Annotated in this window: 23 protein-coding genes and 2 pseudogenes; 12 read left to right on the top strand and 13 right to left on the bottom strand. The window is 56.7% G+C overall.

The genetic code is table 11. From position 1 onward, the window contains the following. Nucleotides 1–215, bottom strand: a 215-nt coding sequence (locus F2P46_RS37160) for a hypothetical protein (protein WP_208296819.1), incomplete at its 3' end; no start/stop codon positions are given. A 367-nt stretch (nt 216–582) separates the two neighbouring features. Here F2P46_RS37160 and F2P46_RS29260 point away from each other — a divergent pair. From F2P46_RS29260 to F2P46_RS29245, 4 genes and pseudogenes are all read left to right on the top strand, one after another. Next, the gene (locus F2P46_RS29260; protein ID WP_166896891.1) at nt 583–873 is read left to right on the top strand and encodes a hypothetical protein; all 291 of its coding nucleotides are present in this window, start codon (nt 583–585) and stop codon (nt 871–873) included. Between the two features lie 40 nt (nt 874–913). Further along, nucleotides 914–1,318: a hypothetical protein gene (locus F2P46_RS29255; RefSeq protein WP_166896889.1), complete on the top strand. Its 405-nt coding sequence runs from the start codon at nt 914–916 to the stop codon at nt 1,316–1,318. A gap of 280 nt (nt 1,319–1,598) precedes the next feature. Next, nucleotides 1,599–2,102 (top strand): hypothetical protein, encoded by a 504-nt coding sequence (locus tag F2P46_RS29250; protein WP_166896887.1) that lies wholly within the window; start codon nt 1,599–1,601, stop codon nt 2,100–2,102. Between the two features lie 229 nt (nt 2,103–2,331). Then, nucleotides 2,332–3,683, top strand: a pseudogene (locus tag F2P46_RS29245) (IS4 family transposase). Between the two features lie 57 nt (nt 3,684–3,740). Here F2P46_RS29245 and F2P46_RS29240 read toward each other — a convergent pair. After that, nucleotides 3,741–4,016: pseudogene (locus F2P46_RS29240) on the bottom strand (integrase core domain-containing protein); the annotation flags it as partial. A gap of 434 nt (nt 4,017–4,450) precedes the next feature. Between F2P46_RS29240 and F2P46_RS38890 the strand changes: the two are divergent. The 8 genes from F2P46_RS38890 to F2P46_RS29200 all read left to right on the top strand — a co-directional run bounded on the left by F2P46_RS38890 (nt 4,451) and on the right by F2P46_RS29200 (nt 9,804). Beyond that, nucleotides 4,451–4,708: an immunity protein Tsi6 family protein gene (locus tag F2P46_RS38890; RefSeq protein ID WP_166896885.1), complete on the top strand. Its 258-nt coding sequence runs from the start codon at nt 4,451–4,453 to the stop codon at nt 4,706–4,708. Nucleotides 4,709–4,815: 107 nt separating this feature from the next. After that, complete coding sequence (locus F2P46_RS29230; RefSeq protein WP_166896883.1) at nt 4,816–5,385, top strand: hypothetical protein; 570 nt, start codon at nt 4,816–4,818, stop codon at nt 5,383–5,385. 213 nt (nt 5,386–5,598) lie between these two features. Then, on the top strand, nt 5,599–6,396 hold the full coding sequence (locus F2P46_RS29225; protein WP_166896881.1) for a hypothetical protein: 798 nt from the start codon (nt 5,599–5,601) through the stop codon (nt 6,394–6,396). A gap of 81 nt (nt 6,397–6,477) precedes the next feature. Then, on the top strand, nt 6,478–7,242 hold the full coding sequence (locus tag F2P46_RS29220) for a hypothetical protein (protein WP_166896879.1): 765 nt from the start codon (nt 6,478–6,480) through the stop codon (nt 7,240–7,242). A gap of 215 nt (nt 7,243–7,457) precedes the next feature. Next, nucleotides 7,458–8,108: an SMI1/KNR4 family protein gene (locus F2P46_RS29215; protein ID WP_166896877.1), complete on the top strand. Its 651-nt coding sequence runs from the start codon at nt 7,458–7,460 to the stop codon at nt 8,106–8,108. Next, entirely contained in the window at nt 8,077–8,604 is a 528-nt protein-coding gene (locus F2P46_RS29210) for a hypothetical protein (RefSeq protein WP_166896875.1), read from the top strand. Before F2P46_RS29215 ends, F2P46_RS29210 begins: the two co-directional genes overlap by 32 nt. A 78-nt stretch (nt 8,605–8,682) precedes the next feature. Then, nucleotides 8,683–8,895, top strand: a complete 213-nt coding sequence (locus F2P46_RS29205; protein ID WP_166896873.1) for a hypothetical protein — start codon at nt 8,683–8,685, stop codon at nt 8,893–8,895. A 186-nt stretch (nt 8,896–9,081) separates the two neighbouring features. Next, nucleotides 9,082–9,804: a hypothetical protein gene (locus F2P46_RS29200; RefSeq protein ID WP_166896871.1), complete on the top strand. Its 723-nt coding sequence runs from the start codon at nt 9,082–9,084 to the stop codon at nt 9,802–9,804. Between the two features lie 65 nt (nt 9,805–9,869). Here the strand turns inward: F2P46_RS29200 and flgL are convergent, their stop codons facing one another. From flgL to flgB, 11 genes are all read right to left on the bottom strand, one after another. Continuing rightward, the gene (flgL, locus tag F2P46_RS29195) at nt 9,870–11,108 is read right to left on the bottom strand and encodes a flagellar hook-associated protein FlgL (RefSeq protein ID WP_166896869.1); all 1,239 of its coding nucleotides are present in this window, start codon (nt 11,106–11,108) and stop codon (nt 9,870–9,872) included. A gap of 37 nt (nt 11,109–11,145) precedes the next feature. Further along, nucleotides 11,146–13,110, bottom strand: coding sequence for a flagellar hook-associated protein FlgK (gene flgK, locus F2P46_RS29190; RefSeq protein ID WP_166896867.1), 1,965 nt, complete (start codon nt 13,108–13,110; stop codon nt 11,146–11,148). 71 nt (nt 13,111–13,181) lie between these two features. Beyond that, nucleotides 13,182–14,180: a flagellar assembly peptidoglycan hydrolase FlgJ gene (gene flgJ, locus F2P46_RS29185; protein WP_166896865.1), complete on the bottom strand. Its 999-nt coding sequence runs from the start codon at nt 14,178–14,180 to the stop codon at nt 13,182–13,184. 10 nt (nt 14,181–14,190) lie between these two features. After that, nucleotides 14,191–15,297 (bottom strand): flagellar basal body P-ring protein FlgI, encoded by a 1,107-nt coding sequence (locus tag F2P46_RS29180; RefSeq protein ID WP_166896863.1) that lies wholly within the window; start codon nt 15,295–15,297, stop codon nt 14,191–14,193. Nucleotides 15,298–15,308: 11 nt separating this feature from the next. Next, nucleotides 15,309–15,953 (bottom strand): flagellar basal body L-ring protein FlgH, encoded by a 645-nt coding sequence (locus F2P46_RS29175; protein ID WP_166896861.1) that lies wholly within the window; start codon nt 15,951–15,953, stop codon nt 15,309–15,311. Between the two features lie 16 nt (nt 15,954–15,969). Further along, entirely contained in the window at nt 15,970–16,752 is a 783-nt protein-coding gene (gene flgG / locus F2P46_RS29170) for a flagellar basal-body rod protein FlgG (protein ID WP_166896859.1), read from the bottom strand. A gap of 74 nt (nt 16,753–16,826) precedes the next feature. Beyond that, on the bottom strand, nt 16,827–17,573 hold the full coding sequence (locus F2P46_RS29165; RefSeq protein ID WP_166896857.1) for a flagellar basal body rod protein FlgF: 747 nt from the start codon (nt 17,571–17,573) through the stop codon (nt 16,827–16,829). Between the two features lie 75 nt (nt 17,574–17,648). Then, nucleotides 17,649–19,169 (bottom strand): flagellar hook protein FlgE, encoded by a 1,521-nt coding sequence (locus F2P46_RS29160; RefSeq protein WP_166896855.1) that lies wholly within the window; start codon nt 19,167–19,169, stop codon nt 17,649–17,651. A gap of 39 nt (nt 19,170–19,208) precedes the next feature. Further along, the gene (locus F2P46_RS29155) at nt 19,209–19,922 is read right to left on the bottom strand and encodes a flagellar hook assembly protein FlgD (protein ID WP_166896853.1); all 714 of its coding nucleotides are present in this window, start codon (nt 19,920–19,922) and stop codon (nt 19,209–19,211) included. Between the two features lie 26 nt (nt 19,923–19,948). Beyond that, a complete protein-coding gene (flgC, locus tag F2P46_RS29150) occupies nt 19,949–20,350 on the bottom strand; it encodes a flagellar basal body rod protein FlgC (protein ID WP_166896851.1) in 402 nt (133 codons plus the stop codon). Nucleotides 20,351–20,352: 2 nt separating this feature from the next. Further along, nucleotides 20,353–20,775: a flagellar basal body rod protein FlgB gene (gene flgB / locus F2P46_RS29145; protein WP_166896849.1), complete on the bottom strand. Its 423-nt coding sequence runs from the start codon at nt 20,773–20,775 to the stop codon at nt 20,353–20,355. Nucleotides 20,776–20,798: the final 23 nt, after the last annotated feature.

Raw genomic sequence — 20,798 nt, 5'->3', positions numbered from 1 at the left:
AAAATGAGATTAGCCATGATTCCGCCGCCGTAAACGATCAGATTTCCTCCGATATCACGAAAAAGCGATGAAAAATTGTGCTCTCCTGATGTCGGCCAGTTCAGAAAAATCGTTTTGCAATTGGCTCGGTGGGCATCTCGGTCTACGAGTGGGCGATAGAAAATGGCCAATTTAGCGCCAAGAACGAGCAGCAAAAATCGTCGGCTTTTATCCAAAAGTTCTCGTCGGCAGCCCAGGAACACGTACACTTCGAAAGTGGCATCGCTGAACAGAGTGCAATTAAGATCATCATTTACTTTAGCGGCCTCGAAGAAACCGTAGCGAGCGGCATCAGTTTCGTTTGAAAAGCGCAGCCGTACGAAGGTACGGTGAACATCGCAGGAAGAAAATTACGCGCGCTAGGGCTGCAAAATGATGTTGCCAAGAAACTATGGGGCGATACGAGTCGGTGCTGCATTGACGGATGAGTTTCGCAGGATCACTTCCTGGTCTCCGCAGGGCTTTCAGCGCTGCAGCCATGCTGGACGGCCACGGTGAGCTTCAATAGATATGCATAATAACTAATGCGAATAGAGGACACGAATGTTGGCGTCTAATTTTAATCTCTGGAACACCTGTCTTAAGATTATGCGAGACAGAAGTTATTCGCTTTCCATTCAAGGGGAACTGGATGAAGACGGCTGTTGGCCAAATGACGCCTTGTGGCTCGCCGAAAAAAATGGCTTCGTGTTCAAGGCCGATAATCCGATAGAATTGCTCGGACTTGTTGGCATTTATGAACATGCGCAGCCTGACGAGGATGTGCCTTATTGGTGGCACGAAGACTGTCCAGACATAAAAAGCGAGCTGATGCGAAAAGCATTTCCTGATTAAATTCGACTGGCTATATTGCTAAAAAAATGAGTTCAAGACTATGGATCCGAAAGAAATTGAAAGCTATGTGAGTTTAGGCTCGCGCCGGACAGTTTGTGTGTATAGGGAGAGATTGACGGATATCAATCTATATGTAATATCAGTATATATTAGCGGAAAACCTGGCAATTATTGCGTGAGTGTCGAGTTTGATCCGATCACGATGGTTGATGAAGGGGAAGGATGGAAATGGCGCTCCGAGCCGATGAAATTGGAGCCAATAATTGGATTGCTTGAAGAATTTATTGGTAAAGACATTGCGGAATGGGAAAATGCCACAAGGTCAGCACGGTTTGAGTATTTCACATGCGATGCTGATGATCGCGAAAACAAAGAACAGGATGCTGCATTTGCGGCCATCCGATTTGGCGAGGAGCGACTTCCTCCGGGATTTGTGTGGCGTTAATTGCCAGCCGCGGTTCGTGGTCCGCTACCTTAAAGGGTTCCTGACCGGAGATCTTTATGATTAACATCAACAAGAATGAAGTTCCCATTACGCTTTTAGCAATTATTGAACTAAGTATCATGATGTTGATTATTTAGATCGCTTGGCTATTGGCATGTTTGGCAAATACACATGAGTACTGGCTTATAAGAAATAAGTTCAAGCACTCGCCCGATTGTTTGTAAACGATGCCATCTTAATCAATACGGTCACGCCAGGACTTTCAAAAAATTGACAGCCGATGGAAAATATACTAAACATACATGCTGCCAGCCATACCACCAACGTTGATGAAGTTCTGGCCAAGCGACTGTGGGATAATGAAGAGTGTCCGTACTTCGATTTAATCATGTATGGGGATGGACGAATTTTCCCATTGCAACCTATTGGCCAGGATAACGCTGATCGGTACTACATGAACTCCACAGCGTGGATGCCGATTTCACAGGTGCCCGGCGTTAATGATAGCAATAGCTTAAACGAAGGATTCGCATCGCTCTACTCCAAGGACTTCCCCGATCTGGATCTGGGTTTATCGTGTAGCGAGTGCTGTTCTTCAGGAGAGAATGGTTTTGTCTCTTTATCGCTTTTATCTACGGGCGCTCTGATCCGGCTGGCATTTTTAATCTCGTCAAATCCATTCGAATCAGGTGACATTGACCACGAAGAGGTGATCGTCACAAGTACAGATGGACGAAAATTTCGTTTTCGGCTTGAAAAGCCTGAATCTGTCCGCATAATTTAAAATATTTGTTTTGACAAAGTCGATAATTACACAATCATGAATTTCGATGACAAGCTGTCGCACAGGTGGGGAGCAGAGTACGGGAGGGCACGGGGTCAGGGACACCTCGTTATACATAAGTCCGGACGCCGCCGAGCCGGCGTGAAAACACGTTTACATTCAAGTACTTAACGCGCCCCTTGTAAACTCACCGCGAATCAGGTTTACTCTCGTCTTTTGCGTGGATAAATTGGCGACAGCACCAGCACCTTGGACCGAGACGGAATTTGGACAACTCGACTTGGGCGATGCGCGCCTGAACAAACGAGCGAGGATCTTGATGGAACGATTTGCGGCTGACCCGACGGCGAGCGTGCCGAAGGCGTGCCAAGGCTGGGGCGAAACGATGGCGGCGTATCGCTTTTTCGACAACGACAGCGTTGACTGGCAGGCGATCATGGCGCCGCACTGGCAGCAGACGCAGCACAACGTATGTCCGCGCTGCCAGTGGTGCTTTGTTTGCAGGACACGACCGAACTGGACTTTAACGGCCAAGGCGCGTTCGGCCTCGGTCCGTTGAGCTACGAAGCGCAGCGCGGCATGTACCTGCATCCGACCTACGCGGTCACGCCCGCGCGCGAGCCGCTGGGGATCATCGACGCGTGGATGTGGGCGCGCGAAAAGAAGGACAAGACCGGCGCGCGCGGCGGGCCGAAGGAAAGTCTGCGCTGGATCGAAGGCTATGAGCGAATCGCCGAGATCGCGGCGCAGTTGCCCGACACCCGACTCGACTATGTAGCCGACCGCGAGGCCGACTTGGTGCCGTTGATGTTGCGCGCGCAAGAACTGGGAAGGCCCGCCGACTGGCTGGTGCGCGCCAAGCACAACCGCTGCCTGCCCGACGGCGTCAAGCTGTGGGAGCACACGGGCACGGGCGCGCCGATCGGCGAGCTGACGTTCGCGATGGCGGCGCGGCATGGGGTGAAGGCGCGCACGGTGCGCCAGCAACTGTGGGCACGCACGGTGACGCTGCCTGCCGGCAAAGACAAGAGCGTCATCGCCACCTGCGTGATCGCGCGCGAGATCGACGCGCCGGACGGCGCCAAGCCCATCGAGTGGCGTTTGTTGACCAACCGCGAGGTCGCCACGCCCGAGGCGGTCGTCGAGTTGATCGACTGGTACCGCGCGCGCTGGGAAATCGAAATGCTGTTCGACGTTCTGAAAAACGCCTGCCGCGTTGAGGCGCTGCAGTTGGGTTCCATCACGCAGCTTGAACGGGCCTTGGCGCTGTTCATGGTGGTCGCGTGGCGCATCGCGCGGTTGATGCGCTTGGGCCGGACCTGTCCGGATTTGGATGCCGGACTGTCCTTCGACCCAGACGAGATTCAAGCGGCCTATCTGCTGCGCAAAAAGACCCCTCCGGACAAGCCACGCCTGAACGACGTTCTGCGTCAGGTCGCCTGCATCGGCGGCTTCCTCGCTCGCAAGAGCGATGGCGAGCCCGGCGTCAAGACGATCTGGCTTGGATTGAAGGATGTTCACGTGGCGGCGGAAACAATACGCACGCTACGTGAAATGGGCGCACTGAACAGTTGTGTATAACGAGGTGGGTCAGGGAGGGTACCGGGTCAGTGCCGACAAACTAACACGAGCTGAACATTAGGTGTCAAGGCCCGTTTGGTTATATACGCGTTTTAAGAATAGATCTGGCTTTTCATCCTGCCATTTCTTGAGTGCCTGAATCGGTGTCTAATGGTTTAGCGCGCGTTGAGGAATGTTATGGTTGTAAATTTTGGCGTAGTTACGCAGCGTTGATTCGAGTTCGGCTGCGGAGCCGAAGCGTGTCTGATTGACGATCTCGCTGATGCGGGCATTGAAGCGCTCCACCATGCCGTTGGTTTGCGGATGGCGTGGCGGAATGAGTCGGTGCTCGATGCTCGATCTTGAACTGTTTGCACAGGACCGATCTACCATCTACCGCGCCGGACGTCCATTTCCACTGAAAACGGCGTAGAGCCCATTTTGGTCCGCAGCCAGATTCCAGAAAATCTGGTTGGCACGTGCAGTTTGAAATAATGATGATTACCAAGGAAAAACTTCGGGAGAGATCAGGAAGCTGTTAGAACAAGGTGATCCAGAAAATGGATTTGATGCTGACATAATTTGGGATGTCATGCATTTCAATGGGACTGAAAAGTTGATTGCGTTGCTTCGAAAACTTGATCTCAACGAGTGGGCGGCTATTGACGCAGAATTGTCGCTACCTCTTGGCAAGGTCCTTGCGGAAATGAAGGTTGTACTGCTTTAACTAGCCAAACAAATACAATTCTTCGTACCGGAAAAGGCATTTCTGTAGAGGTTCCAAATCCATGAGCAGACAGCAACTGTTAGAGCTTGGCAGGCAGAAATGCAGCGTCTTACTTGACCAATATCCAAGTAGCACCGCACTTTTGTCGGTGTTACGGCAGATCGAGTATCTCATTGGATTAGAAAATGGGACTGTCACAAACAGATCCAGGCAAAAAGAGATCACCATCGGAGTCCTTACCGCACGAGAAATTGAACCATTAGACGATCACGCAGCCGAGACGTTCTACCAAATTGCGAGTGAGGCAAGGAAAATGTAACTGCAAGGGCAAATAGCACACATGGAGCCCCGGGGGGCTCGGGGGCAGTTCATGCCAGCCATACGGTGAAGCGTTACTTGAAATATCGGGCCTTGCCGGGAAAGGCAATGATAGAGCTGGAAAAGGAATGTAGTCAGATGAAACCCTTTATCACTCCGAGAATCACATTACATGGGAAAAAGCTGTTTGAATTTCAAGTTGAGGGTGTAAGAACAGACAATCTACATAGCGTTCTGATAAACCAAAAAGTTTCAGCTTACTGGATGCCTGATAGTCATAACTTTAAGGCGGCTTGGAAATTTATATTGATTTTTGATAATGATACAGGTATTGAATTTTCATCCGCCTGCACAGCGGTTGTTGATTGGGAGGAAATAGGATCATTAAATATGCTATTCGTTTCCGCTGCAGCCGGTCATCTGGGCATGACGGAGTCCGAAAAACGCCAGGATATACGCCCTTCCCTTCCAGTAAGGGGGATGGAAAAGATTGTTTACGAAGGCAATGATTTCATAACAGAATGTGGTGTTGCTATCCTTGGCCATGATGGGTCCGAAATCATTATTACGACGGGCATTTCACCTGGGTCTGTTTCTATTTTAACCGCCTTTTCCAAAAACACATTTGAACCCGAGTTTCCACTTTCATCGTGCAAACGAAAAGCGTGTTGGACCTAGGGCGGCACGTCATCAGCACGCACCTTCTAATATGATCTGAAAAAGTGCATATGTTAAATAGAATTCCACGCATATGCGTCGACCTTAATGAAATGCTGGAACCGGATCTTGTTCTGCTTGCAAAAACTGATATAAAAATGGATTCCAGCGGTTCACTCATAACGTTTCATGAAGGTATGCAGGTAGCGATCTACAATGAAGACCGGAACGAGCATGACATCCGCGATGACCTCATTGCTGAAGGTAGAGTCGAGCGGAACCGGGCCGCAGAACAATGGGCTAAGGCTGCAAAATGGTGTTGCCGAATCGATAAAAATGGAATTCGATATGAATCTGGCAAATAGACATCAAAAAAGACACCATTTGATTCGCACGAACTGCGCGTTAGATATAAACGAACTAATCTATCGTTTTGTCAAAGACGGATGGATAGCCGATCCACGTTCGGTCGATTTAATCTCATTCTCGAAATCCGACATCGAGATGGAAGATTTTGATATATCCGGAGAAGAAACAGATTACCATCTTCTCTCTTGGCGACGAAATTTCCCTTCCAGGCGAAAAAGCATCTGCACGGAATTCAAACTTTGCTTTTATGCAGATGGACTACAAACCAACGGAATCGGCATCTTTGACAAGTTCAGACTCACGACATTTTTGAACTATTTAATGATGCGTAGCACCGGCGATGATTTTTCGTTCGATATTCATATGAATAAGGGTTTGAATGAAGGTGCGATTCTTTTTCACAATGGCGTCCTGATTCAGTTTTCCTCTGAAAATGGAACTCAAAATTTTTACCTCAAGACAGTTGAGAGTAACATGGATCTCCTGGATATTGATTATTCCAAATCGGCTCATCAGCGCTTCGTAAAATTTATGTTTAACAAATTTTCTTGCGAGGAGTTAAACAAGGAGAAATATTTAAAGCACCGGGCAATTCAAAAGCTGTGCGTACGATATGCTCGCCAACGTGGTGATCTCGCACACCACGCGCGAGTCCCACGCTGACCAGCGACGCCTGCTTCATGCGTATAATGTCATTCCAAAGTTCCCAAGCGTATCACTTCTCACTACCATAGATTGCATGAAATGAATAAATTCTTCTTAACCAATGACGTTGGGATAGAACTGATTGCCAGGTCAGAACCATTCAGCGATACCACATTCATATTTGGTTCCCGCGGGTCACTTGCTGTTGCAGGAAAAATTATTACGCAACCTAATGCAACGATAAACACCGTTATTTCAGAAAGTATAGGGAGTGAACATTGGTTTACCGAAGAATCAGACATTGTCAGATTTGATAATTCCGGGCAACTACATACATTGATATTGAGCCTGTCTGAAGAAAATTCTCACTTTCATGCAAAACTTCCGCAGCCTCAAGCCGGATATTTCTCAATCCAGCTTTCCCCGATAAGCGAGTTTTTTCTTCTTCCCCCTCAGATTTATCGATCTTTCAATTCGAACAGTCGAGAGTTGTTCTGTTTTACCGAAAACGCTCCTCCAGCAACCGTTTTTAGAATTACATCTGATTTATCATTATTCTTCAATAACGAAAATATGTTTAGCGGATGGGTGCTCCATCGTCCTCTGGAAAACCTTGCCGCCACCTATCAGAGCGAAAAGGATCTGGAATCGGCGGATGACGATACTTATACGATATTCGGCGAGTATTTTGATATCATCAGCAATAATGAAGCCCTTGTCCACGACGACGATATTGAGATTCTGGTAAAAAATCTGCTGAACAGAATAGATCCGCAACGAATGGCCACGATAAAGGGAAATGTTAGGCGCGAGGAATTTGAAAAGACAGTGTTCGACTTGAAGGACAATTTTCTGGACACGTGATATGTCGACGCGACGGCACGGCGTAGCTCGCACAATCTGGCTGAACATCTCTCAGCCCCGAGTCGGCAGTGCGCAGTTGTTTCCCTCGGTATATACGGAACGACATGCGCGATGCGCTGCGTTGGCGCGTCGAACTGATCACCATTAATACCCGATTCAAGATTTGTAAGCCGGCATGTGACCATACACACCCCAGAGCAGATTGAAAGTGAACTATGAATATCAAGCATCATATTATCGCCAGGCTCGGGGGAATCAAACCTGCTTGCGGAGATGAATTTTTGCCAATGCCTGAATTTAACATCACCGAACTGGAGAAAATGCTGAATATTCGTCTTCCTGATGACTACCGCGTTTTCCTGGCCACGTATGGCGCATCGTTATTCAAGGGTGAATCGGACGAGAAGCCTTATGTAGTTTTCAGTTCTGTCGAGCAACTTCCTGCACACGTGACGGGTGATGGCTTCGCTTTGCTGGATGCATTTTATGGCGCAAATGGTGAAGGAGCATACAGCCTGGCTACGCGCGTGGGGTTCTTTCGGGGGCGGATGCCAGAAAGTGTCATTCCGATTGCCGATGATGGCGGCGCTGGCCAAATCTGTTTAGGAGTCAGTGATGGAGATGAGGGTAGAATATTTTACTGGGATCTGCGGCATGAGGCGCTAAGTGAGGAGGAATATCTTGAAGATTATGGCGGGCCACGGCCAGCGCAAGCAATTTACGAGAATATGTATTTAATTGCCGGTTCTTTTGACCAATTTCTTTACGCCCTCCGGAAGAAACACTCCACAAATGCTGCGTCTTACCCTTCTTTACAACGACATGGAGACGATCATGAAGCCCGTCCACGTTACCGCGCTCAATGACCAATCGATCATCCGATGGATGGCCACTGAAATGGCGCTTTCGGACAGTTCCCTGGGAGAAGGCCCCATACTCTGGGAGCATCCGAGTGTCCCTTTTCTCCAATGTACAGGCATTGATATTCATCTCCAGAATGGTTCAGTCTATCGCATGCTTTCTCAGCTCGACGATGGAAATACGGGTGGATATATCGGTTTGTACCTGACCGTCAGGGAGGTAATTGATACTCCCTGCAGTTTTGAGGCCGGCAGTATTTATCGCACGCGAGAGTTAAGCGAACTTCCGGTCGGAGTGGCAACGGTAACGGTGACAGAAAGTGACGGGCAGAATACGGTATCGCGGATCGACATTGTCGTCGGTGGGCGCACGGTGTCATGTTGGGCTGCCGAGGTCGACGAGCGCGCTGATGGATCTTTTAACATCAATGTGGGAGATGAGTCCATTCTGGTTCAAGTTGACCGTCTGAGGCCGGCTCACCTGCCCTTTGAATGGGAATAAAAAAGAGACATACTCCCGAGCACTTGATGAAAACAGTGCATTTGATCAATAGGGCGTACCCGGAAGGAATTTCGGATAGTGAATTTAGCGCGGTTGTATTTTATTTTATATGAGCATATGTCGGACCGTAACCTGGCCGAGGTCATTTCTTTTTCGACAAAAATAGATTATGCACTCGCATATAATGACGTGCTTGGGGCCGGTACAAGCGAAGTGGAAGGAAATACTCTTCAGTTGGTAACGGCCAAACTGGTAACGGCAGGTTTGCAGGCATGGATTGACGAAGGTTGACTTGCCTCGCACGGACTATGCGCCTCCCTATCCTGCGAGTTGTGGAAACTTTGTGAAAAATCTGATTTGCTTTGACTGTTCATCTGCTCCGTTCCTGTCAACTAGCCTGCACACGGCTTGAAGGTGTATGCAATGAACCGTTCCCAAGGTTGGACCTCCCTAAAACTTTGTGCAGAATGAAATGACATGGCGACGTTGATTTTTGAGTTTGATTTCGATGAACGGGCTGAGTTCGAAGCCGAATCCAGGGGTTATCTCAGCCATGTTAAGGTCCGGACTGATAATGATGTGGTTTACCCTGTGCTTTTCTACGATCCGGTACGACTTGTACAAGATCTGGATGAAGCGTGTAAATCAGGAACTTGCTTCGTCGCTGAATCGGGATTGATTTTACTGAGGAACATTACGCTGCGCGATATGCAGGCGGCGGTGGACCGATTGGAAGCGGAAGGATATTTCGATCGCCTTGCCCGATGCGCATCTGATCACATCATCGATCCGGCAAACAGCAAGAAAACAGCCGTGTTGACTGCATCAAAGAACGCACAGGACCAGGATGCACGTTGCCGCGATGCATGGCAACGGTTGGCCGACAATTGTGATGATGAGATGGAAAATACGTTTTGCTATCAGCTATTTGAACTGAAACGTTTCGATCGGAAACTGTTTCTATCGCTATGCGAGGACATGGATCTTGTACTCGAAAAGCGAGCAGCACCGAAGGAAAACTATAAGCTACTGGTTTGGATAATTTCTTGCATTTTCCGATCTGTCTTTTCTCATTTTGACAAGTCGGATTCTTACACCATCACCAATTTTGATGCCGGGATGTCGCAGCAGTGGGGGTCGGAATATGTGGAAGAATTGAGAGTCTTGCTGGAGAAAACAATCGACGTGGCTATTGAGTAAAGCGCTGGCGAGGAAAATAGTCATGCCAGACGGGCGCCGGGCGCACCGGCCCATCCCGCCTGCCCTTACCCGATGTAGTTAAACAGCGATAAGCCCGACAAGGCCTTGAACGACTTCTGCGCCGCTTCAAGCGTGGTCTGCTGCTGCGCGAACTGCGACAGCGCCTTGACCATGTCCAGGTCCACCAAGTTCGATATCGCGGTCTGGTACTGGATATCGCGGTCCGACCCGGCACTGTCCAGATAATCGAGTTCCTGCATGCGCGAGCCGAACGAAGCGCGCACCGACAAGATGTTATCGAGCGACGACGTCAGGTTGGCATTGGCCACGCTCAGACTATTGGCCAGCTGGGCCTTGCCGCCCGCCCCGATGACCGGCTGGCGCAGCGCCGCCACCAGGTCGGTCACCGTCTTGAACACCGACTGGTTCACGCTCGGTTCGGTGGTGAAGCTGTCGCCGTTGCCCGGCTCGCCCTTGACGTCCATCGCCATGCCGTCGAACGCAATCTGCCGCCCGGTCTTGTACGGCTGCGGCGTGGCCACGGCCGGTGGGCGCGGAATCGATTCGCTGGTGGTGGTGTCCGTCACCATGTAGGTCGTCACCGGCGGCGTGGTCGCGCTCACCGCGAACGTCACGCTGTAATTATGGCCGGTCAGCGCCGACTTGTCGGTCACCGTGCCCGGCGAAATCAGGCCCGATCCGGTGTTGCCAGGCGCGGCGCGGGTCTGGAAGTCGCCGTTACCGGTCATATTCCGTTCAAAGATGGCGTTGCCGGTCTCGCTGACCGGCATCGTGCGCGAGGAGCCGACCTGCAACATGCGCTGGCCCTGGTCACCGTTGTACTGGGCGCCGCCGGCGGTCTGGGTGAACGGCTGGGTATTGGCGCGATGCCCGGCGAACAGATAGCCGCCCACGCCATCCTCGGTATTGGCCACCGCCAGCAAGTCCTGCATGCGCGATTCGAGGTCGATCGCGATCGCTTCGCGGTCGGGCGGGGTCAGCGAGCCATTGCCGGCGTACACCGACAAGCGCTGGATTTCCTGCATCAGGGTGGTGGCACTGGTCAGCGCGCCTTCGACCTGCCCCAGCGAGCTGTTGGCGTTCATGCGGTTGACCTTGAACTGCTCGTTGACCGATTGCGATTGCGCCAGTTCAAGCGCGCGCGCGGCCGCCACCGGGTCGTCGGCGGCCGTCACGAGGCGGCGGTTGGTCGACAGCTGCATCTGGGTCTTGGCCAACTGGCTCTGCAAGCTGCCGAGCTGGCCGGTGCCGTTGGCGTAGATGGTGTTGGTGCTGATACGCATGCTGGTTTCCCCGACTTATCGAACCGACTAATGTAAATTAACGACCGATCGACAGGATCGTGTCGAACAGCGTACTGGCCATCTGCATCACTTTACCGGCCGCCTGGTAGGCTTGCTGGTACTTGAGCAGGTTGGTCGCTTCTTCATCCAGGTTCACGCCAGAGACATCCTGCTGCGCCGCCGTCACCTGCTTGAGCAGGGTGTCGCCGGCCTGGCTGTTTACCTGCACTTCGCGCGTCTTGTTGCCGACAAAGCTGACCAGCTCGGCGTAGGCCGACTGGTAGGTCGCCTTCCCGCCATCGAGGATCGGCTTGGTCTGCAGGTTGCCCAGGAGACGCGCATTGCGGTTGTCGGCCGTGCCGTTGCTGTTGGGCGCGACCGTGAAGGTGTCGCCCGCGACTGGCGTGCCGGCAAATTTCAGGTTCACGCCGCCGAAGTTGTAGTTGGCGCCGGCGGTAAAGGGAATCGAGGGGGTGCCGGCTGGATACGTGGTCGGCACGCCGTTGGTGGTGACGGTCACCGCCTGGCCCGCCGGGAAACCGGACAGGCCGGCCGGCGTCCCGCCCACGGTCAGGTTGACCGGCGCCGTCAAGGCATTGCCCGGCGTCAGGTACGAGGCGTCGACATTACCTTCGCTGATGGTCACCGTGCCCTTGTTACTGAGCGGCAAACTGGTGCTGATCGGCGCCGCCGCCGCAATCGAGTTGCGCTCGTTGACCTTCATCGAAAAATCGGAGGCGCCGTTGATGGTCGGGCGCACCAAAAAACTGTCGCCGGCGCTCGCGCTGCCGGTGACGGTAAACGCCACGCCATCGATGGTCTGCGGGCCGGTCTGCGGAAACGGGGTGATCTGGAACGGTTTCTTGTCCGACAGGCGCGTGACCGTGTAATTGCTGCCGTCGTAGCTGACGCTGTAGTCGCTCTGGGTCAGCGCGGCCGGGTCGACAATGGCCGCCTTGACGTCGGTGGTGCTGCCGACCGCATTATTGATGTTGCGGCCGACCACGGGCGCGCCGACCGTGAAGAAATCGCCACCCGGATTGCCGGCCGCATCGATGCCGAGGCGGTGCTGCTCGTTGAAGGTCTGGGCCAGGCTGATCGCCACGCGGCCCAGCGAATTCTGGGTACGGTCGAGGGTGCCGGAACGAAAGTCCATCAGGCCGCCCAGCTCGCCGCCGGTAAAGGTGCTGTCGGGCAGCACGGTAACCTTGCCGGCAGTCACCAGGCCGACCTGCACCCGGCTCAGGTCGGTCGGCGAGGTGGTGGCCGCCAGTTCGAAGGCCTTGTTGCCCACCACCAGCGGCTGGCCGCTGCCGATCGCCACTGTCAGGCTGTTATTGTTGCCGCGCGTAACCGTGGTTTTGACTTCCTTGTTCAGGTCGGCGATGAGCTGGTCGCGCGCATCCATCAGGTCGTTCGGCTCGGCGCCGGAGCCGGTGGTCAACTGGGAAATCTTGTCGTTGAGCTGGCCGATTTGCTGGGCGTAGGAATTAATCACCCCCACCTTGGCCGTGATTTCGCTGTTCACGCCCTGGCGGATCTCGCTCAGGCGGTCATTGATGCCCTGGAAACGCGCCACCAGCGACTCGCCATTCGACAGCACCGCCTGGCGCGAGGCGGCCGAGGACGGGTTCGAGGCCATGTCCTGCACGCCCTTGAAAAAATCCTGCAAGGCGGGCGACAGCCCGGACGTGCTGTCCGACAGCAAGTTGTCGACCTGGCTGATCTGGGAGTAAAAGGCGTCGAGCGAGCTGACCTGGGTCTGGGCGGAACGCACCTGGCCGTTCAGGAAGCTGTCCGAATAGCGCTTGATCTGCTCGACTTCGGTGCCGCTGCCCACAAAACCGTAGCCGTAATTCTGCGCAATACCGCTCGACTGGATGATCGTCTGGCGGCTGTAACCGGCCACGTTGGCGTTGGCGATGTTGTGGCCGGTCGTGGACAAGCCCACTTGCGCGGCGAACAGGCCGGTCTTGCCGATGTTGAGGAGATTTCCAGACATGATGTGGTTTCTTTCCTTGAATATCTCTGTCTACGGCAAGTTATCAAAAAACTTGAGCGCCGCGCCAAGTCTTAGGCCAGGTTGCGCTGGATAATCTTGGTCAGCTTGGCCGCGTACAGCGGATCGGTGGCATAGCCGGCTTTCTGCAAGCCCTGGGCGAAACCGGCCGCATCCTGGGCGTTGGCCAGCACTTTTTCGTAGCGCGGGTTGTTGGTGATCAGTTTCGCGTAATCCTTGAAGCTGTCGGCATACGAATCATAGGCGCGGAATTTCTCGACCCGGGTCTGCGGCTTGCCGTTGACGTATTCGGTTGTGACCGCCGTGGCAACCTTGCCAGTCCAGCCAGGGCCGGCCTTGATGCCGAACAGGTTGTGGCTGGTGGCGCCGTCGGCATTGCGGATCTCGCGCCGGCCCCAGCCCGACTCGAGCGCGGCCTGGCCGAGCATGAACTTGGCCGGAATCCCGGTCGCGCGCGCCGCTTCGTCGGCGTGCGCGCCCAGCTTTTCCTGGAACGCGCGCACATGCGGCGACTGCGGCCGCCCGCTCGCGCTCACGCCGGGGGTGGCCGGGGCGCCGCTGGTGCCTGTCGTGGTCGTGGTCGTGGTCGGCGTGAGCAGCGCGCCCGGCGACTTGATCATTTCGCCGGCATCGCGCCCGGGCGGCATGGCGATCCGCTTGGCGGGCTGGTCGTTGGCAATGGTAAACGGCTGGGCCGGCTGGGCGATCGGGTCGCCATTGATCGCCAGCGCCTGCGCATTGGCGGCCGTGGTGCTCAACTGGCGGATCAGCACGTCGGCCAGGCCGACTCCGCGCTTGGCCAGGTTCTGGCTCATCTGCTGGTCCAGCATGGTGGTGAAGGTCTTGGTTTGCTGGCTGTCGAGCATGCCTTCGCCCTGCGGCGTGGCGTCGCGCATGCTTTTCATCATCATGTTGATGAACATGGCCTCGAACTGGGTCGACGCGGTTTTCAGCGCTTCCGGAGAGCCGGCCTTGGCCGACTGCTTGAGCCCGCCCAAGGCATTGGTGTCGAGGGCGAATTTGCTGCTCAGGTCGTTCGATGGGCCAATCATGATGGCATCCTCAAATGATTTCGAGTTCGGCGCGCAGCGATCCGGCCGCTTTCAGCGCCTGCAGGATCGAGAGCAAGTCTTGCGGCGAGGCGCCAATCGCATTCATCGCCTTGACCACTTCGGCCAGCGACGCGCCGCCCTTGACCAGGACCACCTTGCCCGGATCTTTTTTCACTTCGACCTGGGTGTTCTGGGTCACCACGGTCTGGCCGCCCGAGAACGGCCCCGGCTGGCTGACCTGCGGATCGGAACTGATCGTCACCGACAGGTTGCCGTGCGAAATGGCGCAAGTGTCCAGGGTGACGGTCTGGTTCATCACCACCGAGCCGGTGCGCGCATTCATGATGACCTTGGCGGCCAGCTTGGACGGATTGACTTCCAGCCCTTCCAGCACGCCGATGAAGGCCACCCGCTGGTCACTCGAAGACGGCGAACGCACGCGGATCACGCGCCCGTCCAGCGCGGTGGCGATGTCCGGACCAAAATGGTTGTTGATCGCCTCGACCACCCGCGCCACGGTGGAAAAGTCGGTGGTGTTCAGTTCCAGGCGGATCTGGTTATTCTCGCCCAGGTTCGAGGCGACGGCGCGCTCCACCGTGGCGCCGGCCGAAATCTTGCCCACCGCCAGGTGATTGACCTGCACCTGCGCGCCGCCCGCTTGCGCGCCGACCCCGCCGACCAGCACATTACCCTGGGCCATGGCGTACACCTGGTTATCGGCGCCCTGCAGCGGCGTCATGATCAGGGTGCCGCCGCGCAAGCTCTTGGCGTTACCGATGGACGAGACCGTGATATCGATGGTCTGGCCCGGCTGGGCGAAGGCCGGCAGCGAGGCCGTAACCATCACTGCGGCCACGTTCTTGAGCTGCAGGCTGGTACCGGGCGGCATGTTCACCCCTTTTGCCTGCAGCATCGAGACGATCGACTGCACCGTGAACGGGGTCTGGGTGGTCTGGTCGCCGCTGCCATCGAGGCCGACCACGATGCCGTAGCCGCTCAGCTGATTCTGGCGCACGCCGGCAATCGTCGTCAGGTCCTTCAGGCGCTCGGCCTGGACCGCCTGCGGCAGCAGGGTCAGCGACAAGGCAAAGGCGGCGGTTTTCAGGAATGCACGCATGAAGATTCCGATCAGAATGGCAGCAGGGACTGGAAGAAACGGGACACCATCGCCGTCATTTCGGCGCGGTCGATCTGGCTGTTGGTGCGGTACTCGACCCGCGCATCGGCCACCTGGGTCGACGACACCGTATTGCCGGCGCCAATATTGTCCGGACTGACCATGCCCGAGAAGCGGATGAACTCGACGCCCTTGTTCATCGCCACCTGCTTCTCGCCGGCCACGATCAGGTTACCGTTCGGCAGCACTTCGGTGACGGTCACGCCGATGGTGCCGGTAAAGGTATTGCTCGCGCTCTGGTTATCCGAATCGGAAAACTTGTTGGCGCCCTCGACCCCGACGGCGGCCCCGAACACGCCCTTGATCACGCCCGGTGCGGCGAAGCTGGCCGAGCCGGACTTGTTGCCCGAACTGGCGCCGGCTTTCACGGCCGAGGTGCGCTCGGTGATGTTAATGGTCAGCATGTCGCCGATGTGGCGCGCGCGCCGGTCTTCGAACAGCGGACGGTACTGCGAACTCTGGTAGATGGCGCCGTTGGCGGGCGCGCTCTGCTCGGCCATGAGCGGACGGGCGCTGGTCGGACGCTGCACGATCGAGCTCGGGGTGGCGGCGCAGCCGCCCAGCGCCAGCAGGGAAACGATGAGAAAGGTTTTCATGGGCTAGCTCCTGGGCTTACAGCTGCGACAGCTTTTGCAGCATCTGGTCGGACGTGGTGATCGCCTTGCTGTTGATCTCGTAGGCGCGCTGGGTCTGGATCATGTTCACCATTTCCTCGACCACGTTCACGTTCGAGGTTTCCACGTAGCCTTGCAGCAGCACGCCGGAACCGTTGGTGCCCGGCGTGTTGGTGTTGGCCGCGCCCGAGGCGCCGGTTTCCACGTACAGGTTTTCGCCTTTCGACTCCAGCCCGGCCGGGTTCACGAACGTGGTCAGTTGCAGGCTGCCGATCTGGGATGGCGCCCCGCTGCCGGGCAGGGTCACCGAGACGGTGCCGTCGCGGCCCACGGTCAGCGACAAGGCATTCGCCGGCACGGTGATGGCCGGCTGGACCACGAAGCCGGACGAGGTGACCAGCTGGCCATTCGAATCGGACTGGAACGAGCCGTCGCGGGTGTAGGCGGCGGTACCGTCGGGCATGAGCACCGAGAAGAAACCGGCGCCGTTGACCATCACGTCTTTCGAGTTGCCGGTCTGCTGGGGATTGCCTTGGGTGTGGATGCGTTCGGTCGAGACCACGCGCGTGCCGGTGCCGATCTGCTGGCCCGAAGGCAGTTGGGTTTGTTGCGAGGATTGGCCGCCCGGCTGGCGGACATTTTGGTACAGCAAGTCTTCGAACACAGCGCGGCTGCGCTTGAAGCCATTGGTGCTGACGTTGGCCAGGTTATTGGTGATGACGTCCAGGTTGGTCTGCTGCGCTTCGAGGCCGGTCTTGGCGATAAAAAGGGAACGAATCATGGTCTTCTCCAGTAACGGCGGCCGGCGAACATCGCCACGCACCGATCAATGAAGAGATTATGCGCTCCGCGGTGTTAACCCAAAGCGAGGATCTGGGTGGCTTTCGCCGCGTTGTTCTCGGCATTCTTCAGCAGGCTCATTTGCAGTTCGAAGGAACGGGCCAGCGAAATCATGGTCACCATGGCGTCGACCGGGCTCACGTTGGAGCCTTCCAGCGCCCCGCCGGCGACTGCCACTTGCGGGTCGGGTTCGGCCGCCACGCCGCTTTTCAGGCGGAACAGGCCATCGTCGCCGCGCACCAGGTCCTGCTCGGGCGGGTTGACCAGTTTCAGGCGCCCGAGAATGGTCGGCGCGCCCGGCTTGGTGGTGGTGGCGATGGTCGAGATGGTGCCGTCGCCGCCGATCGACACCGACACTTCCGGTGGCACGGTGATGGAGCCGCCGTCGCCCTGGATGGCGAAGCCGGCGGTGTTGGTGAGCAAACCGTTTTCATTCATTTGCAGGGCGCCGTTGCGGGTGTAGGCTTCGCTGCCGTCGGGCATCTGCACGGCGAGGAAGCCCTTGCCCTTGAGGGCCACGTCGAGGTCGCGTCCGGTCAATTGCAGGGGGCCGGACGTAAAATCGGTGCTGGTCGTGGTGTTGACCACGAAAGCGCGGGTGGCCAGCGGCAGGTTCTCGCCGACGATCGGCACCGCGCGGAAGGCGTCGATCTGGGCCCGGAAACCGGTGGTGGTGACATTGGCCAGGTTGTGCGAGGTGGTCGCCTGCTGCTCCAGGATGTGCTTGGCGCCGCTGCCGGCTGTGTAGATGAGTCTATCCATGATTTTCCTTTAGTGCGTCCACCCCCGCCGCCGTTTCTGCATCGGGCAGAAACGGCTTTTTTGCAACGACGCGGATTAACGCAGGTTGACCAGGGTCTGCAACACCGAATCCTGCGTCTTGATGGTTTGCGCATTGGCTTGGTAGACCCGCTGCGCCGTGATCATATTGACCAGTTCCGCCGTCAGGTCGACGTTCGAACTCTCCACCGCCGAGGCCTGCAAATTGCCGAAACTGCCAGAATTGGGCGTACCGATCAGCGGGTTGCCCGAGGTCGGCGTCTGCGCCCACGCATTGTTCCCCAGCGGTTGCAGCCCGTTCGGATTGGCAAAATTGGCCAGCACCACCTGCCCCAGCGGACGCGATTCACCATTGCTGTACTGTCCCAGGATGGTGCCGTCGGGACCGGCCGAAAAACGCTGCAAATTGCCCGCCGTATAGCCGTCCTGGCTCGATTTCTTTTCTTCCGTGGCGTCGCCATACTGGGTCGTGCCGGCGAAATGCAGGTCGAATTCGATGGTCGGCTTGGCGCCGGTCAGCGGAAACACCGGCAATTCGATTTGCAGCGGCAAGGTCTGCGGCGCCATCGCGGCGGCGTTCAGTATGCCGTTGGTGTCGAAATTGAGGTGGCCGGCGCGCACCGCCGGCACCTTGACGGCGGCGGCGATCAGCTTGTCGATCTCGCCCGGCGTGATGCCGGGCGTGCCGCCGGCGCTGGCGGCGGCGGTGGTAATAGCGGTCTGCTGGGCGGCGGTGGCGCCAGCGGTGCCGGCGGCGGCGGCGACGGCGGCGCCGGCGGCGGTGGCGTAGGCGGCGGCGGCGGCGACCAGGTCACCCGGCGGCACGGCGGTGGAGGCGGTCTGGAAGGCCGTGCGCGCGGTGGTCGCGGCGGTATCGGTCTGGGCTGCGGCGGCCACCGCCTGGTTGGTCATTTCCACCCCGTCCGAACCGACGTACACGTCCCACGCGCCGGGACCGGTCTTGACGTAGTAGGTGGACATCACGTGCGAATTGCCGAGGCTGTCGAACACGTCGATCGAGGTCTGCTTGTTGTAGGTTTCCGGATCGGTCGCGCTGAACGGCACCTTGGTCGGCAGCGGGCTGCGCGAATCGAGGTTGAGCTTGAGATCGACACGGCTCGTTTCGAGCGGATCCATGTCCTTGTTGTCGATCTTCAGCGGTACCGCCGAGCCAGTGAGGATGTTGCCGGTCTCGCTGACGCCGTAGCCGGTCAGCTTGGCGCCTTGGGCGTTGATCACGAAACCGTTCTTGTCGAGCGAGAACTGGCCATTCCGTGAATATTGCACGTCGCCGTTGACATCGGTGCGGAAGAAGCCGGCGCCGTTGATGGCGATGTCGAGCGGGTTGTTCGAGCTTTCGATATTGCCTTGGGTGAACTGCTGGGCGATCTGCGAGACTTTCACCCCGATCCCGGCCTGGTTGCCGCCGGCGCCGTTGAGCGAATTGGCGTACATGTCCGCGAACTGCGCCTGCGAACCCTTGAAACCGACGGTGCTGGCGTTGGCGATGTTGTTGCCGATAACGTCGAGCGATTTGGCTGCGCCATTCAAGCCGCTAAGTCCTTGTTGAAACGACATGGTGTTTCTCCTGAAAAAGTATAAGTAGTAGCGGCTTGTTTACAAAATTTGCTTGACGTCGCTCATGGTCACGACGCCCCGCGAGGGCAGATTGAGCTTGACGCCATCCTTGGCGCTGGTGGTGACGCTGGCGACCGTGTCGAACGACAGGGCCTTGGCGTCCTTGATGGCTTCGCCGCCGCGCTCGGCGACGACACGAATCAGGTAATTGCCATCCTTGAGCGCGATCGGCTTGCCGGCCGCGTCGAGTTTGGTCGGGTCGACCACGCCATCCCAGGCCACCGGCACGGTGCCGGCCGCTCGCTGGCCGAGGTCGATGGTCTGGACATCCTTGCCGGTTGTCGGATCGGTGATGATCAGCTGCACCTTGTCGGCCGGGGTTTCCAGGTTCACGCCCATGATGCCCTTGCCGCCGGCCAGGGTCACGCCGTTGCCGTTCACCAGCACGCCATGCCCGATCAGGTTAGCGGCCTGCAAGCCTTCCGAATTCTGGTAGCTCGACTTGAGCGATTCCATGGTCGTGTTCAGCTTGTTGACGCCGGTCACCGTCGACAGCTGCGCCAGCTGGCTGGTGATCTGCGCATTGTCCAGCGGATTCATCGGGTCCTGGTTCTTGAGCTGGGTGACCAGCAGGGTCATGAACTTGTCGGTGTCCGCCTCGACGCTGCCTTCAACCGCTTTCGGCTTCTTCGGATTGACGGCGTTGAGCAAGTCTTGCGACATCACGGGTGCATTGGAATTGACGGTTGCCATGGCGGTTTCTCAGTCTATTACTCAGGTTATTGACCGATGGTCAAGGTTTTCATCAACAGCGACTTGGCCGCGTTCATGGTTTCGACATTGGTCTGGTAGGAACGCGAGGCCGACAGCATGTTGACCATCTCGTCGACCACGTTTACGTTCGGCATGGCCACATAGCCCTTCTCGTCGGCCATCGGATGTTTCGGGTCGTACACCTGCTTGAGCGGGGAAGGATCTTCGATCACTTCGCGCACCCTGACGGCGGTGCCGGCGCCGTTGGTCGGGATCGCCTCGAACACTACCTGCTTGGCGCGGTAGGCCTCGCCGCTGGCGCTGGTGGCGCTGTCGGCATTGGCCAGGTTGCTGGCGGTGGCGTTGAGGCGCTGGGCCTGGGCGCTCATGGCCGAGCCGGACACGTTAAAGATATTAAAGAGCGACATGATTACTGGCCTCCCTGGATGGCCGAGGTCATCCCGCGGATTTGCATATTGATGAAGGTGACCGCCGCTTCGTAGCGCAGGGCGTTGTCGGCAAACTGATTGCGCTCGACATCCATGTCGACCGTGTTGCCGTCGACCGCGCCCTGGGCCGGGGTACGGTACTGCACCGGGGTGCCGTTGGCCAGCACGTCGCCCTTGGCGGCGCCGGTCGCCATATGGGCCGGGGCGGTTTGCTTGAGCACGCCGGCCGGCGGCGTGCCCTTGGCCAGCACGCCTTGCAGGGCGCTGGCGAAATCAATATCGCGCGCCTTGTAGTTAGGCGTATCCGCATTCGCGATGTTCGACGCCAGCAATTCCTGGCGTTGCGAGCGCAGGCTCAGGGCCGTCTCGTTAAAGCGCATGTAATCGTCGAGTTTGCCAATCATGTCGTGCTCCGCATCTGTCGACT

This window comes from Massilia sp. CCM 8734, assembly GCF_011682155.1.
Classification (GTDB): Bacteria; Pseudomonadota; Gammaproteobacteria; order Burkholderiales; family Burkholderiaceae_D; genus Telluria_A; species Telluria_A rubra.
Note: the sequence above shows the minus strand (reverse complement) of the source record. Positions and strands in the feature narration are given on the sequence as shown.

Bases quoted from the DNA above. Each gene is read 5' to 3' on its own strand.
- F2P46_RS29155 (WP_166896853.1), bottom strand. From the start codon at position 19,922: ATGGCAACCGTCAATTCCAATGCACCCGTGATGTCGCAAGACTTGCTC.
- flgC (WP_166896851.1), bottom strand. From the start codon at position 20,350: ATGTCGCTCTTTAATATCTTTAACGTGTCCGGCTCGGCCATGAGCGCC.
- flgK (WP_166896867.1), bottom strand. From the start codon at position 13,110: ATGTCTGGAAATCTCCTCAACATCGGCAAGACCGGCCTGTTCGCCGCG.
- F2P46_RS29165 (WP_166896857.1), bottom strand. From the start codon at position 17,573: ATGGATAGACTCATCTACACAGCCGGCAGCGGCGCCAAGCACATCCTG.
- F2P46_RS29220 (WP_166896879.1), top strand. From the start codon at position 6,478: ATGAATAAATTCTTCTTAACCAATGACGTTGGGATAGAACTGATTGCC.
- flgL (WP_166896869.1), bottom strand. From the start codon at position 11,108: ATGCGTATCAGCACCAACACCATCTACGCCAACGGCACCGGCCAGCTC.
- flgG (WP_166896859.1), bottom strand. From the start codon at position 16,752: ATGATTCGTTCCCTTTTTATCGCCAAGACCGGCCTCGAAGCGCAGCAG.
- F2P46_RS29250 (WP_166896887.1), top strand. From the start codon at position 1,599: ATGGAAAATATACTAAACATACATGCTGCCAGCCATACCACCAACGTT.
- F2P46_RS29230 (WP_166896883.1), top strand. From the start codon at position 4,816: ATGATAGAGCTGGAAAAGGAATGTAGTCAGATGAAACCCTTTATCACT.
- F2P46_RS29160 (WP_166896855.1), bottom strand. From the start codon at position 19,169: ATGTCGTTTCAACAAGGACTTAGCGGCTTGAATGGCGCAGCCAAATCG.
- F2P46_RS29180 (WP_166896863.1), bottom strand. From the start codon at position 15,297: ATGCGTGCATTCCTGAAAACCGCCGCCTTTGCCTTGTCGCTGACCCTG.
- F2P46_RS29175 (WP_166896861.1), bottom strand. From the start codon at position 15,953: ATGAAAACCTTTCTCATCGTTTCCCTGCTGGCGCTGGGCGGCTGCGCC.
- F2P46_RS29225 (WP_166896881.1), top strand. From the start codon at position 5,599: ATGACATCCGCGATGACCTCATTGCTGAAGGTAGAGTCGAGCGGAACC.
- F2P46_RS29215 (WP_166896877.1), top strand. From the start codon at position 7,458: ATGAATATCAAGCATCATATTATCGCCAGGCTCGGGGGAATCAAACCT.
- F2P46_RS29210 (WP_166896875.1), top strand. From the start codon at position 8,077: ATGAAGCCCGTCCACGTTACCGCGCTCAATGACCAATCGATCATCCGA.
- flgJ (WP_166896865.1), bottom strand. From the start codon at position 14,180: ATGATTGGCCCATCGAACGACCTGAGCAGCAAATTCGCCCTCGACACC.
- flgB (WP_166896849.1), bottom strand. From the start codon at position 20,775: ATGATTGGCAAACTCGACGATTACATGCGCTTTAACGAGACGGCCCTG.
- F2P46_RS29200 (WP_166896871.1), top strand. From the start codon at position 9,082: ATGGCGACGTTGATTTTTGAGTTTGATTTCGATGAACGGGCTGAGTTC.
- F2P46_RS38890 (WP_166896885.1), top strand. From the start codon at position 4,451: ATGAGCAGACAGCAACTGTTAGAGCTTGGCAGGCAGAAATGCAGCGTC.
- F2P46_RS29255 (WP_166896889.1), top strand. From the start codon at position 914: ATGGATCCGAAAGAAATTGAAAGCTATGTGAGTTTAGGCTCGCGCCGG.
- F2P46_RS29260 (WP_166896891.1), top strand. From the start codon at position 583: ATGTTGGCGTCTAATTTTAATCTCTGGAACACCTGTCTTAAGATTATG.